This is a genomic window from Salinisphaera shabanensis E1L3A, from assembly GCF_000215955.2.
In the GTDB taxonomy this organism is placed as follows: Bacteria; Pseudomonadota; Gammaproteobacteria; order Nevskiales; family Salinisphaeraceae; genus Salinisphaera; species Salinisphaera shabanensis.
In genome coordinates this window covers 115,075-133,218 of record NZ_AFNV02000005.1, presented here as the reverse complement: position 1 = coordinate 133,218, position 18,144 = coordinate 115,075, and the positions used below count along the sequence as shown (strand labels likewise).

Genomic DNA, 18,144 nt, shown 5'->3' with positions numbered 1-18,144 from the left:
AGGTCTCCTGAAATCAGCTGGCTCTTGCCGTAGGCGGGCAGAAACGTTCGAGAAAATCGGCAATCTGACCGGCCGGCATCGGTCGGGCGATGTAGTAGCCCTGGGCCAGGCTGCAGCCATCGTGTTCGAGCTGCGTGTATTGCTCTAGGGTTTCGATGCCCTCGGCGGTGGTCGCCATGCCGAGGTTCGAGCCCATGGCCAGAATGCCGCTGATCAGGGCCTTCGCGCGCGGCGACGGTTCGGCCTGAATGAACGACTTGTCGATCTTGATCTTGGAGAACGGGAAGCTGTTGAGGTAACCCAGCGATGCGTAGCCGGTGCCGAAATCGTCGATCGCGACGGCCACGCCCAGCTCCTTGATGGCCCATAGCCGGCGCATGATCGATTCCGATTCCTCGAGAAAGAGTCCCTCGGTGATTTCCAGCTCGAGCCGCGCCGGTGCGAGCCCGCTGTGATCGAGTGCATCGCGAACGGCATCGACGATTGTGTCGTCGGCGAACTGGGCTGGCGAGACGTTCACCGCCACGCTCAGACGCTCGTCTTGCCAGGCCATGGCCTCCTCGCAGGCGCACCGGATCACCCAGCGGCCGATGGCGGCAATTTCGCCGATCTCCTCGGCGAGCGGGATGAAATCCAGCGGCGACACGCGTCCGCGCGTGGGATGTTCCCAACGAATCAATGCTTCGAAACCGGTGACGCGTCGATCCGCGATCGAGGTCTGTGGCTGGTAGTGGAGGGTGAACTGTCTCAGTCCGAGGGCGCGCCGCAGATCGACTTCGAACTCGCGCCGGTCGAACGCACGTTGTTCTAGGGGTGACTGAAACACGTAGTGGCCCGCGCGGCCGCGATGTTTGGCCTCGTAAAGTGCGAGGTCGGCGTGACGCAGCAAATCCTGTAGCTGGTCGCTGTCACCGACGAGGGTGGCGACTCCGATGCTGGCGCCGATATTGATCTGATGCCCGTTGACCAGAAACGGGCGACCGAGCAGATTGACCAGCCGGCCGGCCAGGGCCTCGAGCCCTTCGCAATGTTTTTCTTCCGGTATAAGAACCACGAACTCGTCGCCGCCAAGGCGGATCAGCGTGTCGTTGCCGCGAGTCGACGCACGAATACGCTGAGCGACGAGCCCCAGCAGTTCGTCGCCCGTGCCATGGCCGAGCGTATCGTTGACCTGTTTGAAATGATCGAGATCGATGATGAGCACCGCGGCCGCCTTGGTGCCCATGGCTTCGAATTCGCGCAGGCGTTCGGCATACATCAGACGGTTGCCGAAGCCGGTCAACGGGTCGAGTTGCGCGGCGAGGTCGCGCGTGGATTCGTCGCGGTGCGGCCAGCCGCTGGCCGCGATGATCAGCCGCTGCCCCTCGCGTTGGGCGCCGATATAAAACGTCAGTGAACGCCCCGGCGCGATAGCAACCGTGAGCGCTGATTCGCCGATATCGCGTAGCTGCCACTCGAGCAGATCTCGGGAGCGTGCCTCGGGCAGATCGATATCGGTCAAACGATAGGGAAGCGCATCGACGTTCAGCCGACGGGCGAAAGCGGTGTTCGCGTGCACGATGACGTTGTCGCCATTGATGATGGCAATGCCTGTAGCAAGCGCCTCAAGCTGCGGCACGCTGTCGATCATGCTCAGGACCCGTTTGCCGCACAGCGACACTGGGCAGACCGGCGACGCCGGTCCGCGCGATTCAAATCGGTAGTACGACGGTTGATCGGCGGTTATCCTGCCAACTTGAGCGGGGCGAGGCGGGCTAGCGGCAGTGGACGCGGTCGCGGCCGTCGTCCTTGGCGCGATAGAGCGCCTCGTCGGCACGCTTGAGCACCTGCTCCGGCGCTTCGTCGCCACGTGTACTCGTCACACCGGCGGATACGGTCAACGGAATCGTCTCGCCATCGATTTCGAGTGGTGTATCCCGCATGGCTGCGATGAGCCGTTCGAGCGTACCAGCGGCTGCGGACAGCGGCGTCTCTGGTAACAGAGCGAGAAATTCCTCACCGCCCCAACGTCCGATGGTATCGCTGGTGCGCAGCGTCTGGCGGGCAAGACGGGCGAACAGTTTGAGCGCGGCATCCCCGGCGGCGTGACCATAGCGATCGTTGAGCTGCTTGAAATGGTCGAAGTCGATCAAGGCGACGCTCAGGCTATGGGCATAGCGGTGGCCACGATCGAGTTCATGGTCGAACTGCTCTACAAGCAGCCGGCGGTTGCCCAGGCCCGTCAATTCGTCATGGGTGGCGAGCCGGTGCAGCCGCTCGTGTGCAACGCGAAGGGCGGTGAGATCCTGTTCGCGAGCGATTTCATGGCCCAGCCACTGCGCGAACATGCCCATCAGGTCATAGTCGCGTTGGCCGAAGGCCGTCGTAGGCAGCGAGCTGGAAAAGCTGAGCACGCCATAAACACGGCCGTCGACTGCAATCGGCGCGCCGAGATAGGCCTCGAGTTTGAATTTCTCGTAGCACGGGTGCGCACACAGCTGGCTTTCGGCGGCGTGATGAACCCCGAATGGGCCGCGCTGCGCCAGCACATGCCAGCAATACGTATCGGATACGTCGTAGACCTCACCGGCAGCCATGCTGCCGTCGGGTGATAGCGCCTCCATGATCTCGTAGCGCTGATCGACGATTTGAGCGACCACGCCATAAGGCAGGCCGAAATGCTGTGCGCCCAGTTCGATGATCTCGCGCTGGCGTTGTTCGAAACCGCGCGTGGGATCGGATGTGATCTGGTGGAGTGCGTGCAGGACCTTGTCGGTGGCGATCCGCGACGAGACATCGCGAACGATACCCAGAAACATCGGGCTGCCCTGCTCGCTGTCGCGAATGACGCCACCCGTGGTCTCGCCTTCGAATACACTGCCGTCGCGACGACGATAGCGCATGAGATAAGTACGGTGGACGTCGTCGGCCTGGGCGTTGTATCGGGTTGCCCCGAGCTCTTCGAAATCCTGCTGTCGCTCGTATAACTCGGCGGTGAAAAGACCGGCGAATTCGGCGGCGGAATAACGAAAGAGATTATTGGCGGCCGTGTTGGTCATCACCACTCGGCGGTCGACGTCCGTGACGATGACGGCCTCGCTGACGTCGGCGAACACCCCGGCCAGTATCAAGCGCAACGATTGCGTATCGAGCGTCAATGTTTCGTCTTCTTTCACATCTGCTCTTTTACGCTTCAAGACTCTCCCCCTTACGCGCGCTAAGCCGTGTTTCGAAGCGGTTTTCGATGTCGGATCGGCGCGCACGATGCCCTCGATTGAGCAGCCTACCGCAAACCGATCGCAACCTCGTGGGGGATTTCGGCATTTATTGCAGGATGAGGACTGTGGTATGTCACCACAAGGCGGCGCCAAGACCGCTTTATTCGCGAACCGGAGAACAGACCATGGCGATATACGAGAAAGCCCGCTCGCGGTGCCTGGGCAATGCGGTTATGTTAAAGCGCACACGATGATGCCGGCGCAGCCGAACGCCGCCATCCGGGATCCGGCGGGTCGCTGGCAGGCGCTCGTGATTCTTGCCGTTGCGCTGCTTCTGGGTATGACAAGCTGGTTTTCCGCTACGGCCGTGGTGCCACAGCTGCGCGAAACCTGGGCGCTATCCGCGGGCGCAGCGGCATGGATGACCATTGCGGTACAGATCGGCTTCGTGGCCGGGGCGCTAGCCAGTGCGATCTTCAATATCGCCGATCGTGTCGCGCCGCGCCGGCTGATGTTCTACGGTGCAACGCTCGCTGCATTGTCGAATGCGCTGTTGCTGTTGACGCCGCCGATCGCTCTGGCGGTCGTGCTGCGCATGCTGACCGGATTCGGTCTGGCCAGCGTCTATCCGCCAGCCATGAAAGTAATGGCGACCTGGTTCAAGGTAAAGCGGGGCACGGCGCTCGGCATCATGGTTGGCGCACTGACCGTCGGTTCGGCTGCCCCGCATCTGATCAACGGTCTGGGCGGGGTGGACTGGCAGGTCGTGATCGTAGCGAGTTCGATCATGTCGCTCGCCGGCGGCGCGATCGCCCAGTATCTGGGGCGCGATGGCCCGTTCGACTTTCCGCGCGCCGTGTTCGACCCGCGCAAGGCGTGGCAGGTGTTCGCCGATCGGCCCGTGCGGCTGGCCTGTATCGGCTATTTCGGGCACATGTGGGAGCTGTATGCCATGTGGGCGTGGTTCGGCGTGTTCTTCGGCGATGTGCTCAGTGCGCATGCGTTTCAGGCACCCCTGGCGATGAGCGCCGTGGCGACTTTCGCCGTGATCGGCGTGGGCGCTGTGGGTTGCTGGGTCGGCGGCATTCTGGGCGATCGCTGGGGACGCGGACGGGCCACATCGCTGGCCATGATCGTATCCGGCAGCTGTGCGCTGCTTATCGGTTTGATCTCGGTAAGCGCCTGGCCCGTGATTATGATCGTGGGCCTGATCTGGGGGTTCTGGGTGGTCGCGGATTCGGCCCAGTTCTCGACCGTGATCACGGAACTGGGTGATCAACGGTATGTCGGGACCGCACTTACGCTGCAGCAGGCTATCGGCTATGTCCTGACGATACCCACGATTTGGCTCATTCCCATCGTGCATGAAGCACTGGGCTGGTCGTATGCCTTCGCTGTGCTTGCGCTCGGGCCAGTGGTCGGCACCATAGCGATGCAGAAACTGGCCGGCATCGAAAAAGCGCACGCCCGGGCACTTTTAGACGATGATTGACGCACGGCTTGGAACCGCTGGCGCCTATCCGCCGCCCGGGCGTAATCGCGTTCAGTCGTTAGCTGGCCAGAAGGGTATTCAGCTCGGGCGGCAGGTCGAACGTGACGTCGACGAATTCGCCCGTGGTCACGGCCTGTTTCAGGGTGTTGATCACGGCACGCACGGGTTCGCGCACATCGTTCGCATCCATGTTGGCGCGAGTGGCGACTTCGCTATAAAAGTCATCGAGCGCGACGGTGCTCTGGGCGTCACCGGTCTGCTGCTGGCCGCCCTTGAGTGCGGATTGCGAAAGCTCTGCCGGCAGCTGCGAGGTGAGCTGACGAATCTCTTCCTGCGGCAAGTGCAGGCATAGCGATTCGATGGTCGCATAGGTCACGTTCGTCGCCACGGTGCGGTCGTTGACGCCTTCGGCCTGCTCTACGCGGGCAATGAAGTCTTCGGTCTGCATGATGCAATCCCTTGCTGTTGTTTGATTCGTCGACGCCTAGGCGGCGTATCGACAGACTGGCGACTGTGCCTACAAGACCGGGGCGCGGCTATCAGGACAACCACGTAATCCCTAAAGACAGCGTCCTGCACGAAGGAACATCCCGCGGCGAACGGCTTCGACTTATTACAGCGATGCCCGGCGCAGACGCAACGCGTTCGTGATCACCGAAACCGACGAAAGACTCATGGCCGCCGCAGCGAGCATCGGCGAGAGCATGGTGCCCAGCAGCGGATAGAGCACGCCTGCCGCGATCGGTACGCCGGCGCCGTTGTAGGCAAAGGCAAAGAACAGATTTTGGCGGATATTGCGCATGCTCTGGGCCGAAAGCTGTTGAGCCTTGGCAATACCGCGCAGGTCGCCTTTGACCAGCGTAATCGGCGCGCTTTCCATGGCGATATCGGTGCCGGTGCCCATGGCGATGCCCACATCGGCCTGGGCGAGCGCGGGGGCGTCGTTGACGCCGTCGCCGGCCATGGCGACGCGGTGGCCTTGCTGCTGAAGCTTTTCGACCAGGGCGTGCTTGTCTTCGGGCAGCGCGCCGGCATGCACTTCGTCGATGCCCAACTCGCGTGCGACCGCCTGGGCGGTGGCTTCGCTATCGCCGGTGAGCATCACCAATCGTAAACCGGCCTCGTGAAGAATGGCCACGGCATCGCGCGTGTTTGCCTTGATCGGATCGGCCACGGCAACAAAGCCGGCCAGGGCGCCATCGACGGCCACCCACATCACTGTCTCGCCGCGGCCGCGGCGTTCCTCGGCACGTGTATCCAAGGCGCCGGTATCGATGGACTTGTCTTTCATCAGCGCGGCATTGCCGATCTGCACATCATGATAGTCGATACGGCCGCCCACACCTTGACCGGTCACCGATTCGAACTCCGCCGCCTCGCCGAGCGACAATTCCTGCTCGCTTGCGGCATTACAAATCGCGCGGGCGAGCGGATGTTCGCTGGCGCGTTCGAGGGTGGCGGCCAGACGCAACAACTCGGTTTCGTCGAAATCGGCCGCGGTTTCGATGCCGACCAGACGCGGTGCGCCTTCGGTGAGCGTGCCGGTCTTGTCCATGAGCAGCACATCGACGTCCTGCATGCGCTCGAGCGCCTCGGCGTCACGGATAAGCACGCCTTCGCGCGCGCCGCGGCCAATGCCCACCATCACTGACATCGGGGTGGCCAGACCTAGCGCGCAGGGGCAGGCAATGATGAGTACCGAAATCGCCGCAACCAGCGCATGGGAAAGCGCGGGTTCCGGCCCCACCAGCGCCCAGACCGCGAACGCGGCAACGGCGCAGAGCACCACGGCGGGCACGAATACGCTCGCGACCTTGTCGGCCATGCCTTGAATAGGCGCGCGCGAGCGCTGGGCCGCAGCGACCATGTCCACGATGCGCGAGAGCACCGTGTCGTCGCCCACCGACTCGGCCTGCATCACGAAGCCGCCGGTCTGATTGACCGTGCCGCCGGTGACCGTGTCGCCAGGCTGCTTGCTCTGCGGCTCCGGCTCACCGGTAATCATGGATTCATCGAGCGTGGATCGGCCGTCGACGATCACGCCGTCGACCGGCACCTTTTCGCCCGGTCGTACGCGCAGGCGATCGCCCTGGGTCAGATCGTCGAGCGCGACATCGGTTTCATTGCCCTCGTCATCGAGGCGATGCGCGCTGGGCGGGGCCAGATCGAGCAGGGCGGACAGCGCGCGTGAGGTGGCGCCGCGGGCGCGAGCTTCCATGACCTGTCCAAGCAGGATCAACGTGATGATTACGGCAGCGGCTTCGAAATACAGCGGCGTGTGTCCGTCCTGAATGAAGGCGTCGGGCAGTAGGCCGGGCAGCAATAGCGCGAATAGCGAAAAGCCGTAGGCCGCGCCCACGCCCAGCGCGATCAGCGTCCACATATTGGGGCTGGCGTTGACCACCGACTGCCAGGCGCGCTTGAACGCAAAGCCGCCGCAATAGAAGACCACGGGTGTCGCGAGCGCGAACTGCAACCAGCCAAAGCCCGCGCCGAGCCAGCTATGCAAGTCGAGCCCGGGAATCATGTCGCCCATGGCCAATATGAAAACCGCGCCGGCCAGCGGCAGGCTGATCCAGAATCGGCGCTGCATGGCCTTGAGTTCCGGATCTTCGGTGTCGGGGCTGACCGTGGTCGGCTCCAGTGCCATACCGCATTTCGGACAGTCGCCGGGTTTGTCTTCGACGATTTCCGGATGCATGGGGCAGGTGTACTGGGTCTGGCGTTTCGGCGGCTTGGCCGGTTCCAGTGCCATGCCGCACTTCGGGCATTCGGCCGGGCCATCGCTTTCCACGCCCGGGCACATCGGGCAGATATAGCGCGTGCCGGGTGGCGCGGGTGTGTCGTCCTTCACCGGGTTCAGAAACGATTCCGGGTCGGTGGCGAAGCGGTCGCGACAGCGCGCACAGCAGAAATGATAGGTCTGGCCGTTGTAGTCGTACTGCGGTTTTTCGCCGGGCACGACGCTCATGCCGCAGACCGGGTCCTTGACCGTATCGTCGTGATCCGCGTCTTGGTGGCAGCAGTCAGTCATTATCGTTCAACGTTTCGATGATGGGGCAGCCCTCGACCGGACCGTGGCCCGAGCAGCGCTGAGTCATGTCTTGAAGCGTGGCGCGCATGCGCTGCAGATCGTCCAGGCGGGTTTCGATTTCTTCGAGCTTGGCTTCGGCAATCGCCTTGATGTCCGCGCGCTGGCCGCCGGCCTGCAGTTGCAGCAAGGCCGATATTTCATCGAGCGTGAAGCCCAGGCGTTTGGCGCGCCGAATGAAATGCAGTCGCTGCGCGGCATCGTCCGGATAGCGTCGATAGCCGCTGGCCGCGCGCGGTGGTTCCGGCATCAGGCCGCGCCGTTCGTAGTAGCGAATGGTTTCCACGCCGGTATCGGCAGCGCGGGCGAGTTGTCCGATGGAGTAAGCCATATCGACATCCGGTGGATATGGCATGAGGTTAAGTCCGTACTCGACTACGGTGTCAAGCGGCGACGGCTGCCGTCATCGAGCGCAGGTGCCCAGGAATGTCGAGCGTATCTATCTACAAGGTAAACGGCGCAGGGTTGGCTCAGTTTTGAGGCCATGGGTCGGCCGAATCAGCGGCCCTGCGCGCGTCAGATCAAACGAGGCTAAAGCCGCGCATAGACATCGCCTTGCAACGTACGCACGACGAACGTCTGTGTTTTCTCGCCGGGCATACCGGGGGTGCCGATGGGCATGCCGGGCAGCGCGATGCCGTCGATATCGGGTTGTTCTCGCAGCAGTCTTGCAACGATTTCGAGTGGCACATGCCCTACGACGGTATAACCGCCGATACGCATCATGTGGCAGGAACTCAGCTCGGGCGGTACGCCCGCGGCGCCAAACCGCTCGGCGCGATTGCCCATATCGGCGACGGTGACGTCGAAGCCAGCGACCCGCAGATGATCGACGTATTTGTGACAGCAGCCGCAGCTTGCATCGCGATACAGTGTCGCGCTCACTGGCGCGGCGATCGCCGCGCTGGCGAGCGCCCATAGCAGCAGGGTGGCAGCAAATCGCGATAGCGAGCGAAAGCGAGAGGCGGTCATGGTGATGCTCCGACAGATAGAGGGCTGAACGCGGCAGAGGGTCGACCGAATATAGGCATGTACGCGGTAGCTGCACAACGTGGACCCGGGTACGGAGTTTGTGCGTGTTATTGCGCGCAGGACCAATGCGGCCAAGGCCTGGCGGTGCGCGGGGAAATATCGGGCAGAGGTGTTGGCAACCCACGCTGAGCTCGCGATTCGCGCAGTCTGGCCGGGCGCGCATCGGCCCTGGCGCGTGCGGATCGGGCTTGCAGCAAAACAAGCGCGTACACTACGGCGCGTTACGAACCGGTGACAGGACGACGACGTATGCGAGTAGTGGCGATTGGGGCCGGCGCCTGGGGCAAGAACATTATCCGCAATCTCGACGAACTCGGCGTGTTGGCCGGGATCGCGGAAGGCAACACGGAACGGCTGAACGGCTACGGCGAACAGTATCCGGGCGTGTCGCTGTTCGAGGACTGGCGTGCTGCCCTGGAATCCGCCGACTGCGATGCGGTGACCATCGCCACACCTACGCCGTCGCACTTCGAGATCGCCATGGCGGCCATCGAAGCCGGCAAGGACGTGTTCGTCGAAAAACCGCTTACGCACAGCTCGGGCGAAGCCCGTCAGCTGGTGGATGCCGCCCGGCACAATAACGCGATTCTCATGGTCGGCCATCTGTTGATCTATCAGCCGGCGATCGCCTGGATACGCGATTACGTGGCGTCCGGCGAGATCGGAGAGCTGTTCTCGATTCGCCACGAACGGCTCAATCTCGGTCGGGCGCGCAGTGCCGAGAACGTGATCTGGGATATCGGCGTTCATGACATGGCAGTCATGCTTTATCTGGTGGGCGAGGCGCCCGAGCGGGTGCGCGGTACCGGCCATCGCATGCTCGGCCTCGGCGTGGAAGATGAAGTGCACGTGCATCTGGAATTCGGCAACGGTGTGCGCGGCAATATCCATACGTCCTGGCTGTGGCCAGAGACCGATCGCCGCACGATCCTGCGTGGCTCGCGCGGCATGCTCGTCTATGACGAAGTCGCCCAGACGGTGACCCTGCACCGTCGCTGGATTGATGCCGAATTGCAGAACCACGACGAAGGCAGTGAGGTCGTCCACCGCGGCGACGGCCAGCCGCTCAAACTCGAACTGCAGCATTTCCTCGATCGTATCGTCGACCGCGAACCCGCCCGCTCCGACGGCGAAAGCGCGCTGGCGGTGGTGGAAACGCTCGAGCGCATCAATGCAGCGGTCCAGGAGTCCAGCCGCTACTAGCCATAGCTGACGCTCGCTGCTCAACGACGGCGCCCGCGAGGCGCCGTTTTTGTTTGCCCGAAAAGTCGATACGGGACATATTCTGCGTAGCGGGTCGCCGGCGGCGATCCTCGAATAATAATAACCAGGCGTCAACGACAACCGGCGCCAAAAACGGGGAGCGCGCGCATGGAACAGGGCCCACTGATTCAGATCGGTTTGCCGGTTTCGTTGTTCATCATCATGCTCGGGATGGGGCTGACGCTCGCACCGCGCGATTTTCGCAATGTGGTGATCTATCCTCGGGCGACGATCATAGGCGCCATCGCCCAGATTCTTTTGCTGCCGGTCGCGGCTTTTGCGATCGCGATGCTTCTGGGTTTGCCCGGCCCCATTGCCGTGGGGCTCGTAATCATTGCCGCCTGTCCGGGTGGCACCACGTCCAACCTGTTCACGTTTCTCGCCCGTGGCAATGTCGCGCTCTCGATCGTGCTGACGGTACTGGCAAGTCTGGTGACTATCCTCACGCTGCCGCTGTTCACGAATCTGGCGATGCAGCTCTATATGGATACCAGCGAGCGCATCTCGCTGCCGGTGCTGCGCACGATCGCCACGCTGGTGGTCATCATCCTGATTCCCGTATCGCTGGGCATGGGCATACGCCGTATTGCTCCGGGTTTTGCGAAACGCTCGGAGAGTCTGGTCAGCCTGTTCGGCATGCTCGTGCTGGCCGCACTCATCGCGGCGATCGTGATGCAGGTACGCGACGAGTTCTGGACCCTGCTGCAAACGGCCGGCGCGGCCGCGGCCGCGCTCAATATCGCCGGGATCGCCCTGGGGTTTCTCGGCGGTCGGCTTACCGGTCTGCCGTCGCGGGATGCGCTCACCGTCGCGATCGAACTCGGCATCAAGAACGCCACGCTTGGCCTGCTCGTCACCCTCACGTTGCTGGATTCCAGCGAGATGTCGGTGCCGTCGGCCGTGTACGGCGTGCTGATGTTTTTGTTCGGGCTGGGGCTTATCGGTGTCGGCCGTATCACTCAGCGCGCACCTGACTAGTCTAGACGTCGAACTCAGCAACCACCGGTACGTGATCCGACGGGCGCTTGCGCCCGCGCTCGCCGACATGGGCCTTGCACTCGCGACAGACGTCCACCAGCGCCGGCGTGGCGAGCACGTGGTCGATACGCAGGCCGGCGTTTCGGGCCCAGCCGCCGTTGCGATAGTCCCACCAGGTGAAACGGTGGCGGCCTTCACGCTCGTCGAACAGCCGCCAGCAGTCCGCAAGCCCGGCGTCGAGCAGGGTCTGCAAGGCCGCGCGCTCGGGCGGCGAGCACAGAATGCGACCTTCCCATCTTTCCGGGTCGTAGGTGTCTTCCGGGCGCGGGGCGATATTGAAATCGCCGGTGAGCACCAGCTTGTCGTGGTTCTGCAGTTCGGTATTCAGCCAGCTGGCCAGCGCTTCGAACCAGGCCAGTTTGTATTCAAACTTGGGCGAATCCAGCGCCTGGCCGTTGGGGCAATACACGCCGATCACGCGTACGCCGTTGACGGTCGCGGCGATCACGCGCTTATGGTCGTCCTCGAAGCCGGGCAGCGCATAAGCGATGTCTTCGGCCGGCGTTTTCGTGAGCAGGGCGACGCCGTTGTAGGTTTTCTGGCCGGTGAATACGGTTTCGTAGCCGGCCTCACGGATGGCGTCGCGCGGGAACTTGTCGTCGGTGAGCTTGGTTTCCTGCAGCGCGAGCGCATCGACCGGGTGCTTTTCCAGCCAGGCGAGGACATGCTCCAGGCGCACGTTGAGCGAATTGACGTTCCAGGTGGCGATCTGCATGAGACAGAGTTCCTTTGCGTTGCGTACGACGCGGTGGGCGCGATATACCTGGGCTCGCTTTTGCCCTCGCGGATCACACCGTGCGTCGACTTCTATCCAAGCCGTTTGCGGCCGCTATTGTAATGACCTCGGGCGTGATCGGCTGTGCGAGTCCGCCGCCCAAGCAGTTCACCCGTTCGGCGGACGAATTCACGCCTTGTTCGAGCGCGCCCCATTGCGTGTCTTCCCAGGCCGACAAGGGCGGATCGAAATACGTCGCGCCGTTTGCCTACAAGCAGGCGACGGCCGCGGCTGCCCGCCAGACCCTGTTGGATATCCTTGCCGCCAGCGAGGGCGCGACCGTAGAGCGCGCTGAAGAGCGTTTCATCCATGCCACCTTTCGCAGCACGCTGGGTTTTGTCGATGACGTGACGTTTATCGTGCGACCGGAGGCCGAAATCATCGATGTGAAATCGTCCTCGCGTCTGGGCTACTACGATTTCAGCGTCAATCGAAAACGGGTGGAACAGCTGCGCGCTCGTTTTAACGCGCAGCTGTCGGCCAAGGCCTGATCCGGAGCCGCGCTAGGCGGCACGCTCGTTGCCGTCGAGCCCGCTGTGGCGCAGCAGCGCATCGATCGACGGTTCGCGGCCGCGAAAAGCCACGAAGTTGTCCATCGCATCGCGGGTGCCGCCGCGCTCGAGCACTTCGGTGAGAAACCGCTGGCCGGTGTCGGCATCGAACAGGTCGGTTTCTTCGAAGGCGGCAAAGGCGTCCGCCGAAAGCACTTCGGCCCATTTGTAGCTGTAGTAGCCGGCTGCATAGCCGCCTGCGAATACGTGCTGGAAACTGTGCGGAAAGCGGTTGACCGCCGGCGGCGTGAGCACGGCCACTTCGGCACGCACTTTGGACAGGGTATCCATCACCTGGCTGGCGGTGTTGGCGTCGTAGTCCCGATGCAGGCGCAGATCGAACAAGGAGATTTCCACCTGACGCAGCATCTGCCAGCCGGCCATGTGGTTGCGCGAGGCATAGAGCTTGTCGAACAGGTCCTGCGGCAGGGCCTCGCCGGTCTCGTAGTGGGCAGCGAACAGATCCAGAGATTCGCGCTCCCAGCACCAGTTTTCCATGAACTGGCTGGGGAGCTCGACCGCGTCCCATTCCACGCCGGCGATACCGGAAATCGGGCCGTAGTCCACACGCGTGAGCATGTGGTGCAGGCCGTGACCGAATTCGTGGAACAGCGTGGTGACCTCGTCGTGGGTGAGCAGCGCCGGTTCGCCACCGATGGGCGGCGAGAAGTTGCAGGTCAGAAACGCGACCGGCAGCTGCAGGCCCTCGTCGCCGGCCCGCCGGCTCTGGAAGCCGTCCATCCAGGCACCGCCGCGCTTGCCTTCGCGGGCATAGGGGTCGAGATAGAACACGCCACGGCGCTCGTCGGCCTCATCGCGAATTTCATAGACGGTGACGTCCTCATGCCAGGTGGACACGCCCTCAAGCGCGGCGATCCGAATGCCGTAGAGCTTTTCCACGACCTTGAACAGGCCGTCGATCACCTTCGGCGCCTGGAAATAGGGGCGCAGGTCCTCGGCGGAATAATCGTAGCGCTGTTCCTTGAGTTTTTCGCCGTAGTAGCCGACGTCCCAGGCAGCAAAGTCCTCGATGCCGTCATCGGCGGCGAGCGCCTTGAGCTCGGCCAGCTCGGCTTCCGCCGGGCCGCGGCTGCGTGCGGCCAGATCGAGCAGGAAGGCTTCGATCTCGTCCGGCGTTTCGGCCATCTTGGTGGCCAGCGATTTCTCGGCATAGTTGTCGAAGCCGAGCAGGCCTGCGGCCTCGTGCCGCAATGCCAGAATCTCGTCCATGATCGCGCTGTTATCGAATTCGTCGGCATTGGGGCCGACTTCCGACGCACGGCTGGAGAATGCCTCGTAGACTTCGGCGCGCAGCGCGCGATCGTCGGCATGGGTCATGATGGCGATGAAGCTTGGCGCATCGAGGGTGACCAGCCAGCCGTCGAGCTCCTTGTTGGCCGCGTTCTGGGCCAGCAGCGAGCGCGCCGAGTCGGGCAGGCCGCTCAGCCGTGCTTCGTCGGTGAGGTGCTTGCGCCAGGCCTGGGTGGCATCGAGCACGTTCTGCTGGAAGGTGGTCGATAGTTCGCTCAGACGCTGGGCGATCTCGGCATAGCGCTTCTTTTTCTCGTCGTCTAGTGCCACACCGGAAAGACGGAAATCGCGCAGCATGTCGGTGACGACGCGCTGCTGGGCGGCGTCGAGGGTGTCGAACTCGTCGGACTCGCGCAGGCGCTGCACTGCTTCGAACAGGGCCGTGTTCTGGCCCAGTTCGGAAGAGAAGGCGGTGAGCTTGGGCAGGCAGGCCTGATAGGCCTCGCGCCATGCCGGTGAATCCATCACCGAATGCAGATGCGATACCGGCGAGAAGGCACGGCCGATGCGATCCTCGGCTGCGTCCAGCGGCGCGACGAGATTGTTCCAGCTCGGGTCGACGCTTTCGGCGATGGCGCGATCCACCGCGCGCCGGGCGTCGGCAATCATCTGTTCAACGGCGGGCTCGGCATGTTCGGGCTTGATGGAGTCGAAATCCGGTAGCTGGCCGCCGTCGAGCATGGCCACCAGCGGGTTGATTTGCGTATCGGTCATGATCATCTCGTATGGAAAACGAAGCGGGCGCTGCGGCGCCGTCAGTAGCAGCGAATGTGCGGTCCGCCGTCGCGCGATCAAGAGCGTGCGACGACGTACCGCGTTGCGGTGAATACAATGGGCACCATCATATGGTGAGCGAACGATTATGAGTGAACATTTCGATCTGGTCGTAATCGGCGGTGGCAGCGGCGGCATGGCGACCGCGCGCCGGGCGGCCAGTTATGGCAAGAAAGTGGCGTTGATCGAGCGCGGCCGGCTCGGCGGCACCTGCGTAAACGTGGGCTGTGTGCCGAAGAAGGTTATGTGGCATGCGGCGGAATTCGCCCAGCACGCGCGCGATGCGACGCACTATGGCTTCGCCACCGGCGTGCCCGAGCACGACTGGGCCAAACTCGTCGATAACCGCGAAACCTATATCCAGCGTCTCAACGGCATTTACGCGCGCAATCTCGACAAGGACGAGGTCGAGTTCATTGCCGGCGATGCGCGTTTTGTCGGCGAGCGCCGGATTGCCGTCGGCGAGCGCGAGCTCGAAGCCGAACATGTGGTGATTGCCACCGGCGGCAAGCCGCACTGGCCGGATATCCCCGGCGCGGCCCTGGGCACCGACTCGGACGGCTTCTTTACCTGGCGCGAACGCCCGGACAGCGTGGCGATCGTGGGCAGCGGTTATATCGCGGTGGAACTTGCGGGCGTGCTCAATGCGCTCGGCAGCGAGGTCAAGCTGCTGCTGCGAAAGGACCATGTCATCAAGGAGTTCGATTCGATGCTGGGCAATACGCTCATCGAACGCATGAAAGACGCCGGTATCGATGTACAGATGCATCGCAGTGCCGCCGAGCTCAGCGAAGCCGGCGAGCAGATCCGGGTCGACTTCGAAGACGGCGGTTCGGTGACCGTCGATAAGCTCATCTGGGCGATCGGACGGCTGCCGAATACCGATAATCTCGATATAGAGGCTTCAGGCGTGGCGCTGGCGTCCGACGGCACGACCGTCGTGGACGAATGGCAGGACACGTCCATCGACGGCGTGCATGCGCTGGGCGACGTCACCGGCGCGATCGAGCTCACCCCGGTCGCCATCGCCGCGGGCCGACGGCTGTCGGACCGTTTGTTTGGCGGCCAGCCGGATCGCAAGCTCGATTACCACAACATCCCGACCGTGGTGTTCACGCACCCGCCCATCGGCAGTGTCGGCCTTTCCGAAGCGGATGCCCGCGCGCAGTACGGCGACGATGCGGTGAAGATCTACACCAGCCACTATGTCGCGCTGTATCACGGCGTGCTCGAACACAAGATCCCCAGCGATATGAAGCTCGTATGCGTGGGCGATGACGAAAAAATCGTCGGCGCGCATGTGATTGGCGATGGCGCCGACGAGATGCTGCAGGGCTTTGCGGTCGCCGTGAAAATGGGCGCGACCAAGACCGATTTCGACGATACCGTGGCGATTCATCCGACTAGTGCGGAAGAATTCGTCACCATGACGTGAGGCGTGGTACGCGGACCGCTGGTGCGTTGCTGATGGGTGCGATCTCGCTATTGGCCACCGCCTGTTCGGGTCAGTTCTGGGCCAATGCGCTGACCCCGCGCTGGGGCTACGAGCGGCATGCGGATATTGCCTATGGCGATCTCGAGCGCCAGACGCTCGATGTCTATGTGCCCAACGAACACGCCGCTGGCGCGCCGGTCGTCGTGTTCTTCTATGGCGGCAGCTGGCAGAGCGGCGACAAGAACGGCTATCGTTTTGTGGGGCAGGCCCTGGCTTCGCGTGGCTTCATTGCCGTATTGCCCGATTACCGTCTCTATCCGGAAACCACGTTTCCCGGATTTGTGGAAGATGGGGCCAGGGCCGTTGCCTGGGCGCAAAATCATGCGGTCGACTATGGCGGCGACCCAACGCATCTGTTCGTGTCAGGGCATTCGGCAGGCGCGCATATCGCGGCCATGCTCGCCACGGACGGGCGTTATCTAAACGCGGCTGGCTCATCGATCACGGACCTGGCCGGCTTTGTCGGCATGGCCGGGCCGTATGATTTCCTGCCGATACGCGACCCGGTGCTGCAGGAGATTTTCGCGCCGCGCAGCAGCTGGCCTGAAAGTCAGCCGATCGAGTTCGTCGACGGCGACGAGCCGCCGATGCTGCTCATGCACGGTGCGGCAGACACGACGGTGTATCCGAAAAACAGCCGAAACATGGCCGCGCGCATGAATGATGTGGGCGGAACGGTCGAATTGGAAATCTATCCCAAAACCAGTCATATTGGGCTGGTCGCGCCGCTTGCGGCGCCGTTGCGTTCGACCGGCAGCGAGCTTGATGACTTTGCAGCGTTCGTGAAAAAAGTCGTCTCGGACAGCCCACGTTAAGCTAGGCAGTGTATCCTGCGCGGCTTAATTTAGTCGCCTACGTTTTCATGCGTCGTTTTGTCATAACAACGATAAGCGTGCTCGTACTGTTGTGCGCGTCACTCTCTACAGCCGCGGCCGAATCGGTCGAATGGAAAGAGCTGAGCGTGTCGGCTACAGCGTATAATTCCGTGCCTTGGCAGACAACGGCCAAGAAGCCGTCGATCGCTGCATGGGGCGATGAACTGCGCCCAGGGATGCGCGCCATTGCTGTCTCTCGTGATTTGATCCGGCAAGGGCTGACTCATGGCGCTCGCGTTAAGATCGAAGGCATGCCCGGCGTCTATGTTGTACGCGACAAAATGAACAGCCGTTGGAGCAACAAGATCGATATCTATATGGGCAAGGATATCGACGCCGCCCGTGAATTCGGGATACAACACGATCTTCGGATCAGCTGGGCCGAACCGGGCAGCTGATCGTTCCCCGGCGTCGGTTGGGCGCCGGCCGACCAGAACAAGGAGAAACGATGCCCGGCAAGCTCGTACTGCTACGCCACGGCCAGAGCCAGTGGAACCTCGAAAATCGATTCACCGGCTGGGTCGACGTTGATCTCACTGACCAAGGCCGGGCCGAGGCGCGTGCCGCCGGTCGACTGCTCGCCGAAGAAGGTATTCGGTTCGATATCGTGTTCACGTCGATGCTTCAGCGCGCGATCAAGACGATGTGGCTTGCGCTCGAAGAGCTGGAGCAGCCGTGGGTCGATGTGGTCCGCCACTGGCGCTTGAATGAACGCCACTACGGCGGTCTGCAAGGCCTCGACAAGGCCGAAACCGCGGCCAAGCACGGCGAGGAGCAGGTGCATATCTGGCGCCGCAGCTACGATATTCCGCCGCCGGAAATGGCCGCTGACGATCCGGGCCATCCGCGCAACGACGTGCGCTATCGGCATCTGGACGCACGCGTACTGCCCGGCACCGAATCGCTCGCGCTCACGCTTGAGCGGGTGCTCCCGTACTGGCACGACGCGATCGCGCCGCGCCTGAAGGCGGGCGAAACGGTACTGGTCACGGCGCACGGCAACAGCCTGCGCGCGCTGGTGAAGTATCTCGACGGCATCGCCGACGATGTGATCACCGGCGTGAACATCCCGACCGGTATTCCGCAGCTGTACACGCTCGACGGCGAACTCAACGTCATCGAGTCGCGTTACCTCGGCGACGCCGACGCGGCCGAGGCGGCCGCGAAAGCGGTGGCTGATCAGGCGAAGTCGAAGTTGGGGAACCTCTGATCTATTCGCCTCCGGTTACGCCGGCGCTTTGTATGGATAG

Annotated in this window: 16 protein-coding genes; 8 read left to right on the top strand and 8 right to left on the bottom strand. The window is 62.9% G+C overall.

The window, feature by feature from the left end; all coding sequences use genetic code 11:
• Positions 1-13: 13 nt before the first annotated feature.
• Both SSPSH_RS04675 and SSPSH_RS04670 read right to left on the bottom strand, forming a co-directional pair.
• Positions 14-1,630: a putative bifunctional diguanylate cyclase/phosphodiesterase gene (locus tag SSPSH_RS04675; protein ID WP_006913790.1), complete on the bottom strand. Its 1,617-nt coding sequence runs from the start codon at positions 1,628-1,630 to the stop codon at positions 14-16.
• 124 nt (positions 1,631-1,754) lie between these two features.
• On the bottom strand, positions 1,755-3,155 hold the full coding sequence (locus SSPSH_RS04670; RefSeq protein ID WP_006913791.1) for a bifunctional diguanylate cyclase/phosphodiesterase: 1,401 nt from the start codon (positions 3,153-3,155) through the stop codon (positions 1,755-1,757).
• Between the two features lie 292 nt (positions 3,156-3,447).
• Between SSPSH_RS04670 and SSPSH_RS04665 the strand changes: the two genes are divergently transcribed.
• The gene (locus tag SSPSH_RS04665) at positions 3,448-4,689 is read left to right on the top strand and encodes an MFS transporter (RefSeq protein WP_006913792.1); all 1,242 of its coding nucleotides are present in this window, start codon (positions 3,448-3,450) and stop codon (positions 4,687-4,689) included.
• Positions 4,690-4,747: 58 nt separating this feature from the next.
• Here the strand turns inward: SSPSH_RS04665 and SSPSH_RS04660 are convergent, their stop codons facing one another.
• The 4 genes from SSPSH_RS04660 to SSPSH_RS04645 form a co-directional block, all read right to left on the bottom strand.
• Positions 4,748-5,137, bottom strand: coding sequence for a DUF2267 domain-containing protein (locus SSPSH_RS04660; protein WP_006913793.1), 390 nt, complete (start codon positions 5,135-5,137; stop codon positions 4,748-4,750).
• Between the two features lie 165 nt (positions 5,138-5,302).
• Positions 5,303-7,723, bottom strand: a complete 2,421-nt coding sequence (locus SSPSH_RS04655) for a heavy metal translocating P-type ATPase (protein ID WP_006913794.1) — start codon at positions 7,721-7,723, stop codon at positions 5,303-5,305.
• Complete coding sequence (locus SSPSH_RS04650; RefSeq protein WP_006913795.1) at positions 7,716-8,135, bottom strand: MerR family transcriptional regulator; 420 nt, start codon at positions 8,133-8,135, stop codon at positions 7,716-7,718. Before SSPSH_RS04650 ends, SSPSH_RS04655 begins: the two co-directional genes overlap by 8 nt.
• 176 nt (positions 8,136-8,311) lie before the next feature.
• The gene (locus tag SSPSH_RS04645) at positions 8,312-8,752 is read right to left on the bottom strand and encodes a DUF411 domain-containing protein (RefSeq protein WP_006913796.1); all 441 of its coding nucleotides are present in this window, start codon (positions 8,750-8,752) and stop codon (positions 8,312-8,314) included.
• Between the two features lie 309 nt (positions 8,753-9,061).
• Here SSPSH_RS04645 and SSPSH_RS04640 point away from each other — a divergent pair, with 309 nt between their 5' ends.
• Together SSPSH_RS04640 and SSPSH_RS04635 are read left to right on the top strand one after the other, a co-directional pair.
• A complete protein-coding gene (locus SSPSH_RS04640; RefSeq protein WP_021031423.1) occupies positions 9,062-10,015 on the top strand; it encodes a Gfo/Idh/MocA family protein in 954 nt (317 codons plus the stop codon).
• A gap of 168 nt (positions 10,016-10,183) precedes the next feature.
• A complete protein-coding gene (locus SSPSH_RS04635; RefSeq protein WP_006913798.1) occupies positions 10,184-11,053 on the top strand; it encodes a bile acid:sodium symporter family protein in 870 nt (289 codons plus the stop codon).
• A gap of 1 nt (position 11,054) precedes the next feature.
• Here the strand turns inward: SSPSH_RS04635 and xth are convergent, their stop codons facing one another.
• Positions 11,055-11,828, bottom strand: a complete 774-nt coding sequence (gene xth / locus SSPSH_RS04630) for an exodeoxyribonuclease III (protein WP_006913799.1) — start codon at positions 11,826-11,828, stop codon at positions 11,055-11,057.
• Between the two features lie 80 nt (positions 11,829-11,908).
• Between xth and SSPSH_RS04625 the strand changes: the two genes are divergently transcribed.
• Complete coding sequence (locus SSPSH_RS04625) at positions 11,909-12,379, top strand: DUF1499 domain-containing protein (RefSeq protein ID WP_152522735.1); 471 nt, start codon at positions 11,909-11,911, stop codon at positions 12,377-12,379.
• Positions 12,380-12,391: 12 nt separating this feature from the next.
• On the opposite strand, the gene SSPSH_RS04620 is transcribed toward SSPSH_RS04625, so the two are convergent.
• Positions 12,392-14,464, bottom strand: coding sequence for a M3 family metallopeptidase (locus SSPSH_RS04620; protein WP_021031422.1), 2,073 nt, complete (start codon positions 14,462-14,464; stop codon positions 12,392-12,394).
• A gap of 148 nt (positions 14,465-14,612) precedes the next feature.
• On the opposite strand from SSPSH_RS04620, the gene gorA reads away from it, so the two are divergent.
• Genes gorA through gpmA form a run of 4 tightly spaced genes read left to right on the top strand, consistent with a single transcriptional unit; the run spans position 14,613 to position 18,104 of the window.
• Positions 14,613-15,959: a glutathione-disulfide reductase gene (gene gorA, locus SSPSH_RS04615; RefSeq protein ID WP_006913802.1), complete on the top strand. Its 1,347-nt coding sequence runs from the start codon at positions 14,613-14,615 to the stop codon at positions 15,957-15,959.
• A gap of 32 nt (positions 15,960-15,991) precedes the next feature.
• Positions 15,992-16,834, top strand: coding sequence for an alpha/beta hydrolase (locus SSPSH_RS04610; RefSeq protein ID WP_006913803.1), 843 nt, complete (start codon positions 15,992-15,994; stop codon positions 16,832-16,834).
• Positions 16,835-16,881: 47 nt separating this feature from the next.
• A complete protein-coding gene (locus SSPSH_RS04605; protein ID WP_021031421.1) occupies positions 16,882-17,292 on the top strand; it encodes a 3D domain-containing protein in 411 nt (136 codons plus the stop codon).
• Positions 17,293-17,342: 50 nt separating this feature from the next.
• The gene (gene gpmA, locus SSPSH_RS04600; protein WP_006913805.1) at positions 17,343-18,104 is read left to right on the top strand and encodes a 2,3-diphosphoglycerate-dependent phosphoglycerate mutase; all 762 of its coding nucleotides are present in this window, start codon (positions 17,343-17,345) and stop codon (positions 18,102-18,104) included.
• The last annotated feature ends 40 nt before the right edge of the window (positions 18,105-18,144 follow it).